Genomic DNA, 20,957 nt, shown 5'->3' on the forward strand with positions numbered 1-20,957 from the left:
CCCTCTCTTCCGGACCTTGCCGCCGCAACGGCCTTCGGGGGGAGCCGGAGAGCCCGTGCAGGGGGACTGCATGGGCTCTCACCGATACCCGCAGCACGGCGCAGGGGCCTAGTCTCCCACTCCGCCCGCACGCGGTATCCGCCCGAAAGGGCCGAGAGCCCGCGCAGGGGGACTGCGCGGGCTCTCTTGCTACTTGTCGCCGTCGCTGCCCGCGCCCTGCGCGCCATCGCCCTCGAGATTCCGGGAAGGGTCCTGGTTGACAGAGAAGCGGATGCCGACATTGACCCGCAGCATCTTGAGGGCATCGCTCGCATCCGCGCCCGACTGGGTGAAGCTGATGGCGAGCGTGCCGGGCACCACGGTGAGCAGGTAGTTGGCGGAGAGCGCGAGCGTCCCCAGCCCGATCACATACCGGCCCGCCTGCTCGCCAGCGTCGCGGGCCAGCGCGCCGCTGAACGCATCGCCATTCACCAGCGAACCCGTGGTGACGCTGTAGCCGAGCGCCGGATCGGGCTGGCCGAAGATCTTGGTCGCGTCCTTGGCGGTGACCGTGATCGATCGGCGGGCGATGTCGGCAGTGACCGCCGCGCCCGACAGGCTGACGGTGTAGTTCGCCGCGTCGACCCCGCTCAGCGCCAGCCCGCTCACCTGCACCGCCTTGCCGGTGCCGGCATTGGCATCGGCAAAGCGATAGGTGGCCGCGCCGCTGACCGTGTCGCCCGAGATCACGCCGGTAAGCGCGATCCGGCCGGTCGCGGCGGTGGTGCCGTCATAGGTGCGGCCGTCTGCCGTGGCCGTGGCGGTGATCGCGCGCGGGGTGATCGTCGCGGTGCCGGTGGCGGTGCCGCCGATCGTGTAGTTCGCCGCGTCCGCGCCGCCGAGCGTCAGGCCGCTGGCGGTCGCAGTGCGGCTGCCGGCATTCTTGCTGTCGAACGCGATGCCGGTGCTGCCCACGGTCACCTGGTCGCCCGAGAGCACGCCGTTCAGCGCGAGCGTGCCGGTGGCCGCCGCGGTACCGTCATAGACACGCCCATCGGCGGTGAGCGTGGCGCTGATGGCCTTGGCGAGGATCGTCGCCAGCGCGGTCGCGCTGCCGTTCACCGTGTAGTTGGCAGCGTCCGCGCCGGTCAGCGCGATACCGCTGGCGGTGGCGGTGTGGCTGCCGGCGTTCTTGCCGTCGAAGGCGATGCTCGCGGCGCTCGCGCCGACCGCATCGCCGGAGATCACCCCATTGAGCGACAGCGTGCCCGTGGCGACGCTGGTGCCGTCATAGGTGCGGCCATTGGCGGCCAGCGTCGCGGTGATCGCCTTGGCGAGGATCGACGCCAGCGCCGTGGTGCTGACGTTGACGCTGTAGTTGCCCGCATCGGCGCCCGATAGCGCAATCCCGCTGGCGGTGACGGTCTTGCCGGTGCCGGCGTTCTTGGTGTCGAACGCGTAGCTGCCCGCGGCGCTGACCTGATCGTTGCCGATTACCCCCGCGAGCGACAGCGTACCGGTAGCGGCGGTGGTGCCGTCATAGCTGCGATCGCTGGCCGCCAGCGTTGCGGTGATCGCCTTGGCGAGGATGTCCGCAAGTGCAGTCGCGCTGGCGTTGACCGTGTAGTTGCCCGCATCGGTGCCGGAGAGGGTGATGCCGCTGGCGGTGGCGGTGCGGGTGCCGGCGTTCTTGCTGTCGAACGCGATCGCGCCTGCACCCGCGCTTACCTGATCGTTGCCGACCAGCCCGTTCAGCGCGAGCGTGCCCGTCGCGGCGGTGGTGCCGTCATAGGTGCGCGCATTTGCGGTGAGCGTGGCGGTGATCGCCTTGGCGAGGATATCGGCCAGGTCGGTCGTGGTCGCGCTGACGATATAATTGCCGGCGGAAGCGCCCGAGAGAGTGATGCCGCCCGCGGTGACGGCACGGGTGCCGGCATTCTTGTCATCGAACGTCATGCTGGCGGCATTGGCGGTCACCGTGTCACCGGCGATCACACCGTTCAGGGTCAGCGTGCCGGTGGCGCCGGTCGTGCCATCATAGGTGCGGTCATTGGCGTTCAGTACCACGCTGATCACGCGCGGATCGATAATCACCGTGCCAGGGACGAAGGCGAAGCTGTAGCCCATCTCCGAGGCCAGCGAGCCAAGCGACGCATAGGCGAAATAGGTGCCGGCGTTGCTGCCGACGCCGCTGATATCGGCGGCGCCCGACCAGGCATCGGCCGCGCTGTCGCCGTGCACCAGGCCGGCGACCGTCGCAGTCACGGTCGGCGCAGTGCCGTCATAGACGAGGCGCAGGCTCGACGGCGTCACCGTCAGCACCGGGCGATAGCCATAGACGAAGCGGTTGCCCGCGTTCGGCGCGGCGGCGAAGCCGAGCGTGCCGAAATCATAGGCGTCGCCATAATAGCTGGTGCCCGCCAGCCCGCCGAAATCGTTGCTCGGATCGGAATGGCCGGGATTGCCGCCGGCCTGGGTGTAGACCAGCCAGCGGCCGGCCGAGGCCGACAGCGCGTCGGCCCCGCGCAGGTTGGTGAACAGCCCGTCCGAAGCCAGCGTGATCGCATCGCCGGCGGCACTCGAGACGATCCGGCCATTGGCGGTGAGCGTCATGCCCCCGTGCGAGGCGATCACCGCGCTGCCGCCGCCGGCATCGACCTGCCCGTCGACCGCCAGCGCGATGTCGTTGGCGAGCGAGAAGCCGTTGCTCGAGAACTGGCCGAGCGCGGCAATCCGGTTGCTGCCGTTCAGCTGGGCGGGACCGAAGATGCCGCCCTCGAGCCGCTGGGCACGGATACTGGTGCCGGTGCCTTGAGCGAGCCCGGCGTCCGAGTAGAGCGCCACCGTACCGTTCGCGACATCGACATTGCCGTCGAGCGCGATCGCAGGCGCGTTGTAGAAGGTGAAGTCGCCATTGTTGACGGTCACCGTGCCGAGGCTTGCGACATGCGAGGCGGTGGCGCCGAGATCGACATCGCCGCTCACCGCCACCACGCCGAGCGTATTCGCCGAGACGCTGGTGCCGGCGATGCCGCCCGCCGCGGTGAGCGCCACATCGCCACCGGTAATGGTGCCGAAGCGCAGGCTGCCGGCACTCGCGCCGAGATTGATGACGAAATGGCCCGAGAGATCGCCGGTGGTGACGTCGCCCTGGCCGAGGATGTTGATGTGGCCGGCATTGGTGGTCACGTCACCCAGGGTGAGCGTGCCCGAAGGCCCGTTGACCACGACTGCGCCGATCGCGGCGATATCGCCCAGGGTGAGATCGCCGGTGCGCGTCCGGATCTCGACGGTGCCGCCGTTGATGTCGCCGAGACGATCGGCAGAATAGAGGTTGAACGCCAGCCCCAGGCCCGCATGCACGTCGGTCGTCAGCGACGTGCCGGCATTGCTGAAGACATTGGTGCTGGCGATCGAGAGATCGTCGATCGCGCCGAGCAGCAGGCCTCCGCCCGCGACGAGCGAGAGTGTGTTGGCGCCGGTGCCGGTCAGCGTTGCGCTGGCCAGCGACAGGTCGCCGGCGGCGTTCAGGCTGATCGCACTGCCCGCCTGCAGATGGCCGATGTTGAGCAGGCCCTGCGCGGCGGAGATCGAGATCGCGCCGCCAAAAGCGAGGTCAGTCGAGCCGAAGTCGAAATTGCCCACCGTGTCGGTGATCGTCGCCGAGCCGGTCCGCGCGCCCCCCGCCGCCAGCGCATTGCCTGCGAAGTCCCCGGCGGTGAGGATATAGTTGCGGCCAATGCTCAGCGAATTGGAGATCCCGGCCGCGCCCGTGCCGGCGTCGATCGTGACATCGCGGCCCGTCACCTGCTGCAAGCTGACGCCCTGGCCGATCGCCGTGACGTCGCCGGTGGCATCGAGGATCAAGCCGCCGGTGATCGCGCCGCCCTGCGCCTCGACATGGATATCGCCCGAGGAAGCGAGCCAGCCGGAGGAATTGAGGTTGCCCGCGGTGTCGATAATCGTGACATCGCCCATGCGCGTGGCGCCGCCGAACAGGGTCGGGCTGAGCGTGAGGCTGCCAAAGTCCGCCGCGGTCAGCGCAAAACTGCCGCCGCTGCTCTCCGCATCCATCAGCGTCAGCACACCGCCGGCCGATGCTGCGATATCGTGGCCAGCCAGCGTGTAGATGCCCAGGTCGCCAGAGGTCACGCGCACATCGACATTGCCGCTGTTCGAGGCGACGGTGTCGAAGATGCCGCTCATGTCGAGCAGATTGACCGTGACGTCGCCGCCCAGCGAGACGACCGTCCCGCCGCCGCTGCCGCAACCGCAGCCCGCCAGCGTGCCGCCCGTCACGACCGTGTGCGTCGCGCCCGCAGTTGCTCCCGCATCGGCGCCGAGCGTGACATTGCCCAGCGCGACCAGCGCGAAGCCGTCCATCGCGGTCAGGCTGCGCACCGTCGCGGTGCCGCCCGCGCTGAACTGGCCGCCACCGGTGAGCGCGATCCGGTCGATCGCAAGATCGCCATAGGCGCTGACGGTCGCGTCGCCGGCGGCATCCAGCGCCGCCACCGTGATCCCGCCGGTGTTGCTGTACAGCTCCAGGTCGCCGCCCGAGCCGATCCCGGCCGCGCGGATCGTGCCGGCCTCGGCATAGAAATGGGTGCTGCCATAGAGGTTGGGAACGGCGGTGGCGTCCAGCGTGCCGGCGGCGAAGAAGTCGACATAGTCGGTGGTGAACCCGCCGCTGCCCAGCGTCAGGTCGCCGTCCGCTGCCACGAGGTCGATCGAATAGCCCGTCGCCCGGTTCACGGTGAGCGAGCCGCCCTCGAGATAGGCGGATGCGGCCTGGTTGGTGGCGAGGAGCGCGTCGATCGTGAGATCGCCGCCGCCCAGCACGTTGATGTCGACGCGATCGCCGGAGACCTGGCCGAGCGCGGCGGAGTGATCGAGGTTCACCGACGCCCCGGTGCCGCCGAGCACGTTGACGGTGCCGGTCGAACCGGCGGCGCGCTCCAGGTAATTGTCGCTGGCGATGCCGAGATAATCGTCCGCGCCGAGCACTGCGATGCCGGTATCGGACTGGATGGTGAGGTCGCCCGTCGCGCCGGTAAGCGTCGCCTGACGCAGGATCGCGTCGCCGTTCACCGCCGAGACAAGCAGATCGGCCCCGGCAGTGGCGTAGCCGACGCGCGCGTCCCCGTTCCGAGCGGTGGCCGAAACTCCGAGCCCGGCAGTGACGAAGCCGCCCACCGCAACCGTGTCCGCATCGAGCGTGACATTGCCGGCAGTGCCGGTGGCGCTGAACAGCGAGATGCTGCCGCCGCTGCTGGTCAGGTTGACGCTGCCGGCCGCCAGCAGGTCCTGCAGGTCGATGGTCGGCGCATCGATGCTGATCGAGCCGAGATTGGAGGTGACGCTGCCGTCGTCCACCAGGCCGGCCGCGGTGAGGTCGATATCACCGTTATAGCTGAGGTTCAGGCCGCCAAGGGACAGGCCGCCCGCGGCATTGATCGTCCAGGTGCCGGTCTGCGTGCCGGGCAATGCGAGCGGGCTGAGCGCAGCGGAAGAGAAGCTGGCGCCCTCCAGCCTATAGTCATGGCCCACGATCACGAAGTCGCGGACGTCGATCGTGCCGTTGCTGGCGAACAGCGCGACATCGGCGCCGCCGAGCCCGCCGATGCCGATGTCGCTGGCATGTATCTCGACATTGCCGGTCGCGCCGAGCTGGACGCCGGGATCGGCGTCGAGCGCACCGCCCGCGACGGTGATCAGGATGTTGCCGCTCGCCCCCATCGAGCTCGGCAGGAAGAGGTCGCCGGTTTCCTGGATGATCGTCAGGTTGGCGATGCCGCAATTGCAGGGCGAGAGCGCGCCGGCGCTGAAGCCGGTGTGGCTGAACAGCGTATAGTCGCCCGAGACCTGGGCGCTGTTTACATTGACCGCGCCCAGCACCGAAGAGAGCGACACGCTTCCGCCCGAGACGCTGTCGAGCAGCAGGTCGCCGGTATTCGCCTGCGCCTGGATCGTGCCCAGCGCGTTGATCGAGACTGCCTGGTCCATGCTGTCGAGGTTGACGGCCGCGCCGCCCGCCCCCGCGTTGATCGTCACGCTGCCCGTCGCACCGTTGAACAGCAGCGCATTGGCGGCAACGATCCCCGCCGCGTTGCTCGCACCGAACGTCACGCTGTCGCCGCCGAAGACCATGTTGTGGCCGTCGCCTTCGCTGTCGTTGCCGCTGGATCCGATCGAGGCGCCCGTGATCGACACGGCACCCAGGGCGCCGACGGTGATGTCGTCGCCTGCCCGCACGGTAAACAGGTTCACCGCGCCGGATTGGCTGGTGACCGAGACATCGCCTTCGGCGTCGATCGCCGAGGCAATCGCGATGTTATTGTCGGCGGCGAGCGACAGGTCGCCGGCCACGGTGATCGTGGGCGCGCCGATTGTCAGGCCGCCGCCGGTCACGGTGACCCGCGCATTGCCCGGGCTGTCGAGCGAAGTGAGGGTCAGGTCGCCGATATTGTTGACGTCGATGTCGCCGGCGAGCGTGCTCAGCGAGAGCGAGCCGATCGCGTTGTTGCCGAGCAGCGTGATGCCGTTCTGCGCGGTGAGCGTGGCCGAAGCCGCGTGGATCACCCCACCGGACTGGGTGATCTCGCCTGCGGTCGAAGCCAGGACGACCGCATCTGCGACGATGTCGGTGGTGATGTCATAGGTCGCGGCCTGCGAGAAGCTGAACAGCGTCGGATCGATCAGGCCGAGCCGCAGGATGTCCTGACCGGAAAGAACGACGTCGCCGACGGCCTGGACGTTGAGCGTGCCGGTGTGCAGCACGCCGGCCGCGCTGTTCTGGATCGCCGGGCCGCTCGCCAGCGTGCTGATCAGCGAGATGCTGTGGCTGCGGTCGGTGCTGACATCGGCATCGATGGTCAACGAACGATCGGTCGCGACCGCAATGTCACCGTTCGCGGCGGTGATCGCGCCCAGGGTCGAGATATGGTTGGCGCCGGTCAGCAGGAAGTCGCCGGTCGCGCTGCCCTCGATCCGGTCCGAGGCAATGAGGCTGCCGCCCGCCTGGGTGACTGCGCCATTGTTGGCCGTGAGGAACAACACGCCGCCGCCCGACTGGACCGTGCCGGTGAGGTCCACCGACGCCGCGCCGAGACCGACATGGCCGCCCGCCAGGATATCGCCGAAATGACCGACAGTGTCGGTACCGAAATTCAGGCTGACATCGCCCGTGTTGCTTTCGGCACTGATCGTTCCACTGATCGCGGAATGCGCGCCCGAGTTGCTGATCGTGCCGCTTGCATGAAGCGCAAGGTCGCCATCGACGGTCGCGTTGTTCAGGTAGATCGCGCTGCTCGACGCCGTGACGCTGGCATTGCCGTTGAAATTGAAGTTGAGCTCGAGCGCGCTCGCCGGGGTGGTGATGTTGCTCAGCGTCGCCGTGCCGGCGCTGCCGGTGTTGCTGACGCTGATCATCTGTGCCCGCAGCGCGCCGCCGGCGGTGGTGAGCGCGAAGTCGGTCGCCAGCCCCGAGCGGACAAAGGCGATGCTGTTGGTCGCGTTGATGTAGCCGGTGATGGCGGTCTGCCCGACGGCGAGCGAGATATTGTCGCCGAAGAGATAGCCTAGGCGACCGATCTCGTTGTCGCCGGTCAGCTCGATATCATCGCCGGTGGCATCGACGTTGAGCAGGTTGGCCTTGACCGACCCCGCGGTGATGCGGCCGACGGTGAGATCGACCGTGCCGGGGGCCGAGATCAGGTTGCCGGCCACGATGTTCGACGTGGTGATGACCGTGATGTCGCCGGCCTGGGTCGTCAGGTGGTCGATATAGTTGAAGCTGCCGCCGTTCAGGTTGATGCCGCCGGCCGCAGTGATGTCGATGATGTTGGCGGTGAACAGGGCGCCAGGGTTGGTGACGCTGCCGGTGTCCGAATAGAGGCCGAACTTGCCACCGACGACGCTGTTGGTGCTGCCCCAGAGCTCGATGTCGCCGACGTTGCGGAAGAGGAAGTCGCCGCTCGTGGTGGCCCCGCCGAGCTGGCCGACGGTGTTGGCCTGCCGCAGGTCTGCGCTGCCCGCCGCCACGATCAGCGACTGCCCGCTGATCGCGCCACCGGTCTGGTTGATGCCCGAGCTGCCGTTCAGCGTGACCGTGGTGCCGGCAGTGATGTCGTCGGTCAGTTCATAGGCGATCGAGCTGTTATAAGTCAGCTCGGTGCCGGCGCTGAGCTTGCCGATCGTATCGATCGCATTGCCCTGGTTGAGCGAGAGCGAGCCGTGCGCCGAGGCCGTGATCGAGCCGCCGGCCATCACGTTCGACTGCCAGATATTGCCGTTGAGCGAGGTCAGGTCGATCGCATGGGTGCCGGCGTTGATCTGGTCGATGACGAAGCTGCCGTCATTGACGAAGGTCACGTCGTCGCCGAACAGCCGGATGCTGCCGCCGCCGTCGATCAGGTTGGTGGCGCCCAGGTCGATGTCGCCCGCGGCGGTGATGTCGAGCCAATAGCCCTTGATCCGCCCGCCGGTCTGGCTGACCGCGCCGCCCGCGTTGAGCGTCAGGGTGTCGCCCGTGTCGATGTTGCCGGTCAGGTCGACCGCATCGAGGCTCGTGATGTTGATGTGGCCGTTGGTGCTGAACGTGCCGAGCGCGGCGATGTGGTTGGTGCCGCCGGTCAGGTCGAAATCGCCGGAGCTGGCGCCGTTGAGCAGGTTGGCGGTGATCGAACCGGAAGTCTGGCGGACAAAGCCACCGGGCACGGTCCCGCTGAGCGTGACGGTGTCGCCGCTGATGTCGCCCTGGATATCGAGCCCCCAGCCACTGAGCGTCACGTCGCCGGTGGTGGTCGTCGCGCCGTAGACATAGCCCATGCTGCCGCTGAGCGAGATGCCAGTAGCGGCCTGGACGGTGATGCCGCCGCTGTTGACTGCTCCGCCCGCCGCCATCGAGATCGCGCCGTTCAGGCTGGTCAGGAAGGTCTGATACATCCCGTTCTGGATGGCACCCGAGATGGTGAAGCTCTCGTCGTTGGTGAACGAGAGCTGGTAGCCGCTGAACCCGCCGAGCGAGGCGACATGATTGGCGGTGCTCAGGTCGACATAGCCGCCGGTGAGGTTCAGGGTCAGCTTGTCGGCGATGATGTTGCCGCCGGTGACGTTGTCGCCGTTGTTGATCGTGACGGTGTGACCAGCGGCGTCGATCTGGTCGATCTGCAGCGCCACGGTGTTGCGCAGGCTGAGGTCCGAGCCGGTCGAGATCAGGCCAATGCGGCTGATCTGGTTGCCCGTGTTGTCGAGCACGACATTGGTGCCGGTGGCCGAGAAGGTACCGGCGAGGATCGAGGTGCCGGCCAGCTGAGTGACGCTGCCGGTATCCGAGATCATCTCGACGATGTGGCCGGCGGCGCTGATGTTGCCGAGCGCGAAATCGCCGGTGTTGCGGAAGCGCAGGTCCTTGCCGTTCGAGTTCAGCGTCGCCTGGCCGACCTGGTTGTGGTTTAGCAGGCTGATGCCGTTGGCGGCCCCCACGCCGCTCGTCGCCTCCAGGAAGTCGCTATGGATCGCCCCGGTGCCGACCTGGGTGATGTCTCCGCCCGCAACCAGCTTCACTAGGTCGTGCGCGGTGATCTCACCATCGAGCGTCAGGCCCGTGCTGGTGCGCAGCGAGATGCCGTCGAGCGCCGCGACGTCGTTGAGCGTGCCGATCGTGTTGAGCTGATCGAGCACGACGTCGCCGCCGACCGCGCTGGCAGCCAGCCGATCGGCCGAAATGGCGACCGTCTGGGTGATGTCGCCCGTGTCCGCGGTGAGCGAGAGCAGGCCGGGCGCATTGACGGTGCCGAGCAGGATCGCGTTCGCCGAGCGGAAGAAGATGTTGCCGTTGTTCGAGGAGAAGGAACTGGCCGTGGTGCTGCCGACATTGTTGGCCATGTCGAGCCGGATCAGCCCGTCGGCCGACGAAGTGACGTTGCCGGCGGTGATGATGCCGCCGCTCTGCGTAAGCCCGCCATAGCTCGAGTCGAGCGTCACCTGCTGCCCCGCGGCAGTGACATTGCCGGTGAGCTCATAGCCCAGGAAATTGTTGAACGAGATGCCGCCGGAGACTGCGTTCGACAGCCCGGTGATCTCGCGGATGTTGTTGTTCGCGTGGAGCTGCACGCCGGTCTGGGCACTGACGCCAAGCGAGTTGGCGGAGATTATGCCGGCAGGAGCCTGGCTGACGGCGCCGTTGACCGAGGTGAGCGAAACCGCCTGACCGGTCGCGGTGATGCCGCCGTCCACGCGCAGATCGCCGCTGTTGACCAGGACGATGCCGCCGCTGGTGCTGTTGGTCGCCTCGGAGATCGAACCGATCGTGTTGCCCGAATTGCTGAAGTCGATGCCGGTCGCAGCCTGGAGCTTGACGTAGCCGACACCCAGCGCAGTGGACTGAGTGATCGATCCGGTATCGGAGATCAGCGTCAGCAAACCCCCGCCGTAATAGAAGCTGAAGTCGCTGTTGGCGACGATGTCGCCCTGGTTGCGGAACGCGATCGAGAGCCCGCTCGAGTTGAGATAGTTCCCGGTCGCGCCGACCTGGTTCGCGCCGAGCAGGCTGATGTCGCCGCCGGTCGCCGAGATGTAGTTGGCAATGACTCGCCCGCCGGTCTGGGTGATCGCGCCGTCGGTGGACAGGCCGATGCCGGTGGCGGCGGTGATCGTCCCGGCGCTCTGGCTGAGCGTGTGGCCGCTGAGCTCGATGCCGCCCGCCGCGGTGATGTCGCCGACGATGTTGAGGTTCGCGCTGGAGGCGTTGATCTGGATGTCCTCGCCGCTCTCGATCGCGTCGAGATAGTTGAGGTTCGTGAGGTCGAGGTAGAAGTCGCCCGCAGCGCTGCCGGTGAGCCGGTTCGCGCTGAGATAGCCGTTGCTGTAGATCGCGCCGCCCGAATAGAGCGCCAGCGTGCCGCCCACCGTGCCGTTGTTCATCGTGATGTCGGCGGGCGTATTCACCGTCAGCGAACCGCCGACCGACAGGCTCGGTGCGATCGTGGTGACGAGCGCCGAGCGTAACGTCGCGTCGCCCGTGACGTTCAGACCGAAGGTGCCGACGAGATTGGCATTATCGAGGATGGCCGAGGCGTTGGTGCCGGTAGTCGTGACGTTGAGCCGGTTCGCGGTGATCACATTGCCGGTCGCCTGGCTGAGGCCGTCTTCTGCCGTGATCAAGACAGTTTGTCCGGCCGCGGTGACGTCGCCTTCCAGCGTCACATTGCCCAGCAGATTCAGTGCGATGCCGCCACTGCCGCTGTTGGTGACAGCGCCGAGATGCTCGACGGCTATCTGCCCGCCGGCGCCCGCACCCGAATAGATGCCGTTGGCGGCAGAGAGGGTCAGGGTGTCGGCCGAGGACGAGCCCGCGCCGGTGAAATTGATGTTGCCGTACGAGGTGATCGTGGCCGCGCCGGTGGCGTTGAGCCGCAGGTTGAGATCGAGATACGACAGGAAGCTGCCGCTGCCCATCTCGATATTGGCCTGGCCCCCGACCATGTTGATGACATTGCCCATGTCGAGCGTGCCGGCGGTGATCAGGTTCAGGTTGTAGGTGTTGATCGAGCCGGCCTGGCCTTGGGTGATACCGGCGGAATTGGTGATCGTGGTGGTGCCGCCCACGACGATGTTGCCGTTCAGGCCCAGCACGCCGCTGGACAGATCGGCGTTGGCGGTGAAATCGTCACGAACGTTGATCGAGCCCAAGCTCGCAATGTTGTTGGCACCCAGCGTCACGCCGCCGTCGGAAGTGGTAAAGCCCAGGTTGGCGGCGGTGATCGTGCCGCTATCCTGGAGGAACGAGCCGCCCGCGACGTAGAAGGTGACGTACTGGCCAGCGGCCGCGACGTTGCCAGCTAGGTGCATGTCGCCACCGCTGGAAGCGATGCCTAGCGACCCGCCGCTGGCACCGCTTAGGGTCAGCGAGTCGATATACTGGATCGAATTGGCGGCCTGGTTGAGCTGCAAGCCATCGACCGCCGATGCGGTGAGGTGGTTGGCCGTGAGCGTGGAGCCGTTTTTCTCGTAGATCTGGCCGCCAGCGGCGAGCGAGACATGGTCACCGCTCACATTGCCCTGGATCTCGAAGCCGTCGATATCGCGGAAGCTGACGTCGCCGGTGGCGGTGAGCGCACCCAGCGTATCGACGTCGTTGCCCGCGCCCAGCGTGATCGCGCCCGCGCCGCCACCCGCGGTAGCATAGAGCGACGCGGCCTGGAGCGTGCCGCTGGTCTGGGTGATCGCGCCCTGCGCACCGAGCGTCAGCCTGCCGCCGACGCTGATGTTGTTGAGCAGGCTGAGCGACGTGCTGCTCGTCGTGATCGTGGCGTCGCCCGAGGCGCTGACGACGCCGAGATAGGTGAAGCTGTTGGCAGCATTGCCGAAGCTGATGGTGCCATGCTCGGCCAACGCGGACAGCGCGGTGGCGGCTATGGCGCCCGTCGCGGTGATCGAGCCGTTGTCCGAAGTCAGCGCGAGGTTGCCGCCCGAGGTGAAGCCGCCCAGCGCGTCGAGGTCGATCGATCCGGCGTTGCGCAGGATCAGGCCGCCATTCGTGGCGACCGAAACCGAGCTGCCGGTGCTGTTGAAGCTGTTCGCACCGTTGAAGATGATCGCGTAGCCGCTCAGCGCGATGGTGTTGGCCACGATCCGGCTGGTGGTGCCTACCTGGCTCAGGTTGCCCACGCTGGTGAGGTGGACGTCGTCGCCCTTGATCGTGCCGTCGAACTGCGAGATCGAGCCCGTATTCGCCCGCAGGTCCACAGTGCCCAGCGCGCTCGTGCCGGCGGTGACGTCACCGAGGATCTGGAAGCTGTTATTGTCGGTGAAGCGGACGCTGCCGGAAGTGGTGACCAGCTTGCTGACGCTGTTCACGTCCGTATTGAACGTGAGGTCGATCGCGCCGCCAGCGGTGAGCGACAGATCGCTTGCCCGGATATAGGCTCCGAGCACGCCGCCCGCCGTAGTGACGACCGCGTTGCCCGTGGTGCTGATGCTCAGGTCGAGCGTGGACGTGCCGACATTGTTGAACGTGACCGCCCCGCCGCCGGTAGAGGTGCCGCCGAAGCTGCTGAGGCTGTTGTTCTTGTCGAGCGTGATGCTACCGGCCGCGCCGATGACCACGGTGTTGCCGGTCACGATGCCGCCGCTCTGGGTGATCGAGCCGGCATTGGCGATCAGGCTGGCGGCGTTGAAGGTGCTGGTGGCGGTCAGGTCGATGTTGCCGTCCGAGACCAGGGTGAAGCCGCTGCTGACGGAAGACGCACCCAGCTTGATGTCGCCGGCGGTATAGACCGTAGCATTTACCGCCGAGACGGTGAGCGTGTCGGCATCGACCTTGCCATGCGGCGTCGTGACCGAGCCGACCGTGGTGGTGCCGGTGGTGATGTTGCCGGTGCTGGCAAGCGCGACGGTACCAGGCGCGGTGATGTCGCCCTCGATGGCGAAGCCGCCGGTGTCCGCGATCCGGATGTCGCCGGTGCCGGTGGTCAGTCCGGATAGTGTCGTGAAGTTGTTGGCCTGGGTCAGATTGATGCCGGTGGCGGCATGCGCAATGAGCGAGGTGACGGTGATCGCGCTCGTCTGGCCGATGCTGCCCGTGTCGGAGGTGAGCGTGAGTGTGCCGACGCTGTTCGCCGTACCCGGCAGCGTGATGCTGCCGAGGTTGCGGATGGTGACGTTCTTGCCGTTGCCATGGCCGAAATCGAGCAGCTGGCCGAAATTGTTCGCGCCGCCGAGCAGCAGGTCGCCGTTCGTACCGGTGTAGAGCCGGTCCGCGGTGATCGCACCGCCGGTCTGGTTGACCCCCTGCGTGGCATAGATATTGACGCCGCCGCCGGTGATGTCGCCCGTCAGGCCGAGCAGCGAGTCACTGAAGATGTCGATATCGGTGCCGCCGGTGTTCTTGGCGGTCAGGTCGCCGAGCGAACCGATGTGATTGTTGCCATAATTGAAGACGAGCTTGCCGTTGGTGGCAGTGGCGCTCAGCCTGGCGGCATTGATCGGACCGCCGATGATGTCGCCGGTATCGGAGATCAGCGTGGTGTAATGGTTGCTGCCGGCCTGGTTGGCGGACCCGCTCATGTTGATTGAGCCGACCGCGCGTAGGGTCAGGTCGTGGGTGACGGTGTAGGTGTTGATCGACGGGATCTCGTTCGCGCCGAGCAGCGACACATCGGTACCGCGGAGGCTCAGGCCGTTATCACCCGCCACCACCGTGGCGCTTGCGTCCTGCGTCACCGACTGGGCGGCATCGAGCTCGACGCCGTAGCCGCTGATCGTCCCGCTATTCTGCAGGAGCGAGCCCAGGCTCGAATTGAGGCGGATCGAGTTGCCGCTGTTCCCGCCAGCCGCGGTGACGTTGCCGTCCAGGTTGATGTCGCCCTGGTTCTCTACGTCGATAAAGCCGTCGGCGACGGTGAGGTAACGATAGCTGCCGACATTGATGGTGACGGTCTGGTCGTACAGACTGATTCCGGTGCCTGCCGTGATCCCAACCGAACGCGCGATCACGTCGCTGTTGTTGCCGGCCGAACCTCCCGCGTTCACGGTGAGATCACCGCCGGTGTTCACCATGAAATAGACGTCGTTGTCGCCGGTCAGGTTGACGTCGCCGCCATTGGTCGAGGTCGCCCAGATGAGCGCATTGCCGGCGCTGACCAGGTCGATCCCGCCCTTGGCCGTGGCGTAGGTCACGCCGCCCACGCCATTGTAATTGACCGAGACCGTGCCGCCATTGGTCGTGATCGCGCCACCGGTGGTTTCGAGGATCAGGTCATGATTGCCGGTGGTGACGGCGCCGGTCAGCGCGATGTCGCCATCGGTGCCCAGGTAGAAATTGCCGCCGGAGGTCAAGCCGCCGCCCGAGGTATCCACCGCGCCGAGCTTGATGTTACCGATCGCGCTCAGCGAGACTTCGTCGCCAGCGGTTACCGCCAGCGTGTCGGCGGAGAGATGGCCGGTATAGGTTTCGATCGCCCCGCCCGAGCTGAGCGAGACGCTGCCCGGCGTGGTGATGTCGCCATAAATGTCGAAGCCATCGGCTTCGTTGAAGGTGATGTTGCCGCTCGAGCTCTGCAGGCCGGTCACGCGACCGACATTGTTCCCTGCATAGTCGAGCACGATGTCGCCAGCCGCGCTGGCATTGAGCGTGCCGGCCGTGAAGAGGCTGCTGAAGATGGTCTGGCTGATCCCGCCTGTGTCGGAGGTCAGGGTGACCGTGCCGTCCGGCGCCTCGATCTGATAGTCGAGCACGATGGCGCCGACATTGTGCAGCGTGATGTCGTGGCCGGTGCCGCTGTCATACTGGTCGGTGTCGAGCCGGCCGACCACATCGATCTGGTTGGCCCCGGTCAGCGAGATATTGCCGTTGGTGATGACGTTGAGCCGGTCGGCATCGATGATGCCGCCGGTCTGGCTGAGCCCGGTATTGCCGTAGAGGCTGATGTTCCGGCCGGTGACATTGCCGGTCAGCACCATGTTGCCATTGTAGGTGGTCAGCAGGATCGACTGGCCGGCAGTGATGGTGCCGAGCGAGGCGAGCGTGCCGGCGAGGCTAATGGAACCCGCCGCGTACGCAGTCAGACGGGAGGTAAGGACCCCCTCGTTCGTGCTGTTGATGTTCCCCGTATCGGAGATGAGGATGAGCGCGCCGCCCGAGCCGTACCCGAAGCTGCTGAAGCCGGGGCTGAGATCGATACTGCCATAGTTGCGCAGCGTCAGGTTGCCGCCAACCGCCAGGCCGATGATGTTGGTGAAGTCGTTGGCCTCGCCCAGCGTCACATTGCCGTCGACATCGAGCGACAGGTTGGTGGCGTGCAGTGCGGCGCCGGGGGCCTGGCTGATCGTGGTGTCCGCGGCCAGCGCGATCGTATCGGCGGTGAGCGTCGTGCCCGCGCGCTGGGTGATCGCGCCGCCGATCGAGCTGAGGGTCAGACTGTTGCCGGTCGCATCGGTCGATTGGCTGATGTTGAAGCTGCCGACATTGGTGAACGCGATCGCGCCACCCGCGCTCAGCGTGCCGAGATTGGCGACGACGTTGTTGCGCGTCGCGCTGATCCCACCGGTCGCCGAGAGGTTGAGCGTATCGGCGGCGATCCCGCCGCCGGTCTGGTTGATGCCGCCGGCGATATCCGAGATCGACACCGTCTGGCCCGCGGCAGTGATGAAGCCGGTGAGGCTGGTGCCCAACCCGCTATAGTTGACGATGTTGATGCCGCCGCTGGTCGTGTTGGTGATCGTGCCGAAATTCTGGATGCTGTTGTTGCCGGAAGGGGAGCCGCCCGGCAGGTTGATGCCGGTGACCGCGCTCAGATTGGCCGTGCCCGCCGAGAAGGAGCCGTTGGTGCTCTCGGTGATCGCCCCGCCCGAGTTCAGCGAGACCGTGCCGAAATAGACGGGCTGATCGATCAGGAGATCGGCGGTGGTGTTGAGCGAAAGCGTGCCATTGCCCGAGGTGGCGATGAGCTTGTGGATCCGGTTCGCCTGGTTGAGCGTGACCGAACCGCCGCCGACGGTGATCGCGCCGAGATAGTCGACGTCGATGATGCCGCCGCTCTGGGTGATCGAACCCGGGCCGGCGGTGCGCAGCGAAACGCCGCCGGTGAGGGCTGTGGTCGCAGTGATGTTGCCCGCGATGTCGAAACCGTTGGCATCGCGATAGAGGATGCCACCGTTGGTGCTCGACGCCCCGATGAGCGTCGCGATGTTGTTGCTGGTGCTGTTGAGGAGCACGTCGCCGACGCCGCTCAGGAAGAGCTGGTCCGCAAGTACGTAGATGCCGGCGCCGTTGTTCTGGGTGATACCACCGGTGTTCGAGGTGAGCCTGAGCGTGCCGCCCCGGGCGTCGATCAGGCCATCCAGCGTGATGTCGCCGGCATTGCGGAAGGCGATGTTGTGGCCGGTGGTGAACAGGTTGGCGTTGAGCCCATCCACTGTGCCGACTGCGTTCAACTGGTCGATCGAGATGCCGCCATTGGCGGTGGCGGTGAGATGGTCCGCCGTGATCGTCGTGCCGGTGTTCTGGATGATCCCGCCATTCTGCGCGAGCAGGGTCAGATTCGTGGCGGTGATGTTGCCGGTCAGGCTGAAGCCGGTGCTCGAGGTGCCGATCTCGATATCGCCGCCCGCGGTGAGCGTGCCCAGTGAGTCGATCTGATGGCCGCCTCCGCCAAGCAGTATAGAGCCGTTCACCGCCGAGGCGGTGAGCTTCGAGGCGGTGACGATATTGCCGGCGGTGATGTCGCCGGTGTCCGAGGTCAGGCTCAGCTGGCCACCCGAAGAGTAACCGCCGCTGTTGCTCGGATCGAGGTTGATGCTGCCCAGGTTGCGCAGCGTCAGGTCGCCGCCGACGTTGAGATTCGCGATCGACTGGAAATTATTGGCGCCGCCCAGCGAGACATTGCCGCTGCTGCTGAGCGACAGCGCGTCGCCGGTGATCGCGCCCGAATTCTGCAGGATGCTCCCGCCCGCGTTCAGGCTGACGGTGCGGCCCGTGCCGCCCGCGGTGACGTCGCCATCGAGCTTGATGTCGCCGGCAATGTCGACGCTGATCGAGCCGTTGGTGGTCGCGAGACCGCTGAAGCTGCCGATATCGACGGTGTAGCCGCCGCCGCTGGTCAGGCTGATCCCGGTGCCCGCGCTGATCGACAGCGAACCCACCCGCACATCGCTGTTGCTGATCGCCTGCCCATGCGCGTCGACAATGAGGGCGCCGGTGGTGCTGGCCCCGAACCGGAGATCAAAGTCGCCGGCGAGATGGATGTCGCCGCCACCCGTCGAGACCGCCCAGAAATTGGCGTAGTTGTTGCTGACCAGACTGATCGCGCCCGAGGCGCTGACGTCGGTCTCGAAGGCCGAAACCGTGCCGCCATTGGTGGTGACCGCGCCGTTGCTCGTCGTCAGGCTCAGGACGCTGGCGCTGTGGACGGCACCGGTCAGCTCGATATCGCCGTCGCTATTCAGGATGAAGTTGCCGCCGCCGACCGAGCCGCTGTCTACCGCGCCGAGCTTGAGATTGCCGGCCACGTTCAGCGTGGCGGAGCTGCCGGAGGTCAGTTCCAGCGTGTCGGCGGAAAGATGGCCGGCGCTGGCGGTGATCGCACCGCTGGTGTCGAGATGGACCAGGCCCGCCGCGCTGATATCGCCGGCGATATCGAAGCCATCGTCTTCTTTGAAGCTGATATTGCCCGTCGCGCTCGTCAGGCCGGTGACGCTGCCGACCTTGCTCACGATGTAAGTCGCATCGTCGAGCAGGATGTCGCCATGCGCCTCGACGTTCAGCGTGTCGGCGACGAAGCCGCCGTACACCCCGACGTTACCCTCGTCCGAGATCAGCTTGAGCGTGTGGACGGGAACGAGCCACGTGTTGGGAGTACCAGTATCGACGTACAGATCGCCGACCGAGCGTATCGTGACGTTGGCGTTGGTGCCCCAGCTGAAGTAGGGAAAAGAGCTGAACCGGTTCGCGCCGGTTAACAGCAGGTCGGTACCGGCAATTGCCTCAAAAACACTATTGCTTCCCTGAACACTCGCGCCGCTGTCCTGCTTGATCGCGTAGGTGGCGCGGAGTGAAATGTCGGCTCCGAAGATTGTGCCGGCGGCCTGGGTGAGCGTGCCGTTCGGCGCGACCAGTTCCACCCGACCGACGTCCGCTCGGCCGACATCCCCGTCGACCGTGAAGTCGCCGTTGTTATAGACAGAGACGTTCGTGCCGATCAGCCGATGATAGGTATCGACAGCGACGGTGTTGCCATTGCTGCCGATCTGGATGTCGCGAGCGGCCTCAGCGGTCAGCGAACTGGCGGTGAGGCCGGGGCCCACGACGACATCGCCACTCTCGCCATACAGGCTGACATTGCCGAGCGCACCGTGGAGGTAGAGTTTCATCGCGTCGCCGCGAATCCGCACATTGCTGCCGGTGCCGCCGGTGGCCATCGAAACAAGGCTCTGGTCGCCCAGATGGTTGCCCGTCTGGTTCAGGTCGATCCCGGTGACGGCGTTGAGGGTGAAGCTGGTGCCCAGGCTGATCGTGCCGCTGGTCTGCCGGATCGCGCCGCCCCGCGAAGTGAGCGACAGCGCGTTGCCCGCATGGATAACGCCGCCGAGAACGAGATTGCCGTCCATCGCGAGCGTGATGTTGCCACCCGCGCTCAGATCCCCGAACTCGGTGTAGCCGCCGTCGGAGCTGAGGTTGATCGCGCCGCCCGCGGTCACGAACAGCCCGCCGGAGTTCAGTGCGTTCGTGCCCGAAGACGTCGCATTGCCCCCGACGGTGAACCGCGCGAGCGAGAAGGTGTTCACCTTGAAATCGAGATTGCCCGTCGCGTTGACCGTGACGCGCTCGCCATCGGCGGAATTGGCGGTGAGGCTGGTGAAGCTGTTGGCGCCGCCCAGGTCGATCTCGCCGGCGGCATTGGCGACGACGGCGCCGCCGCCCGAAATGAAGCCACCCGTCTCACGGATCGCGCCGGCATCCGCAGTCAGCGTCAATGTGTCGCCGAGCAGCATCCCGAACTCGTTCGACAGCGTGATGCCGCCGGTCGCGTGGACCGTCACCGCCCCCTGGGACTGGCCGTAGCCGATATTGGCGTCGCCAATGACCTTGAACGACCCACCGCCGCCCAGCGACAGCTCCAGGCTGCCAGAGCTGATCGAGCCGGTGGTGGTATCCATGAAGCCACGCGCGCCGAGCGTGACCTTGCCGGGCGCACTGATCGCGCCGGTGAGGATGACCCCGTCCTCGTCGCCGATATAGGCGAGGTCGCCCGTGACAGTGGTGAAATCGCCGAGCTTGTCGACCTTGTTGGCGCTGAACGAGTTGAAGTTGATGCCCGTCTGCGCACTGGCGGTCAGCGTGTCCGCCGTGATCACGCCGGCGTACTGCTTGATATCGGTATTGTCGCTGTGGAGATTGACGGTGGCGCCGGTCTCGCCGACATCGCCGCGCAGCAGCACGTTCTCGGACGCGACGAAGTCTACCTTGGGACCCGCGACCGACCCGCCATAGGTGGTGACGTATCCCGCCCCGACGTTGGCAAGCGGCGCCGCCGCCGCGACGCCGTTCACGATATCGTGGTTCGCGCTGAGCACGATCGCGCCGGTCTCGTCGGTCCCGACCGTGGTGGCGCTGATCGTGCCGGTGTTCATGATGCTGGCCACCAGGCCCGGCTTCGAGACCGCCGCGACGAACACGCGGTTGCCGCTGATGTCGCCCGCCAGGTTGATCGCATCGGTGCCGGAAGTGCCGGCGCCGTCCGCCACCTCGAAGCTCAGCAGGTCCATGTCGTCGGTCGAAGTCGGCCGGAAGCTGATCTGGTATTTGGACGCCGAGCCGACGAGCACATTGCCGCCGTCCTGCGCCGAGATGCTCGACCCGGCCTCGGTGGTGACCACCGGCGCCACCAGCGCGATCGCGCCGCCATGGCTGGCGATCTGCGCGCCGTTCTGCACGGTGATGTTGCCGGTCCCCGCCCCGGTGAAGCCGAAGCTGGTCGAGCTGCCGTCGAGGAAGCCGCCGGCGCTGCTGTCGGTCGCGCGATCGAGCGCCGCGGTGGTGACGAGCAGGCCGCCGGTGCTCACCCGCGCATTGGCGCCGATCACCACGCCATTGGCGTTGTAGATCCAGATATTGCCGCCGGTCGTGCCGCCCGCCGAGCCGATCGTGCCGTTGAGGTTGCCGTTGATCGTGCTGCCCGCGCCGCCCACGCGGTTGAGCACGATGTCGCTGCGATTGGCGAAGACGAAGTTCGCGGTATCGCCGCTGTTGATGTCGAACTTGTCCCAGTCGATCACCGTGCGCGATCCGCCCAGCGTCACCGTCGTGGTGTTGGGCACCGATTGGTCGATCGACGGCCCCGCGCCGTTGCTCTGCGCAGGGGTTGCGCCCTGGACGAGCTGCGCCTGCGCGGGCGCGGCCCAGAATGCGGCGAGCGCGAGCGCACCAAAGGCCGAGGTGGTGAACAGGCGGCTGCGGCGGCGGGGGGCGGACATGA

Annotated in this window: 1 protein-coding gene; it reads right to left on the reverse strand. The window is 66.6% G+C overall.

From position 1 onward, the window contains the following. Positions 1–189: 189 nt before the first annotated feature. On the reverse strand, positions 190–20,955 hold the full coding sequence (locus ABLE38_RS02940) for a YDG domain-containing protein (RefSeq protein WP_348972671.1): 20,766 nt from the start codon (positions 20,953–20,955) through the stop codon (positions 190–192). Positions 20,956–20,957: the final 2 nt, after the last annotated feature.

The organism is Sphingomonas sp. KR3-1 (genome assembly GCF_040049295.1).
In the GTDB taxonomy this organism is placed as follows: domain Bacteria; phylum Pseudomonadota; class Alphaproteobacteria; order Sphingomonadales; family Sphingomonadaceae; genus Sphingomonas.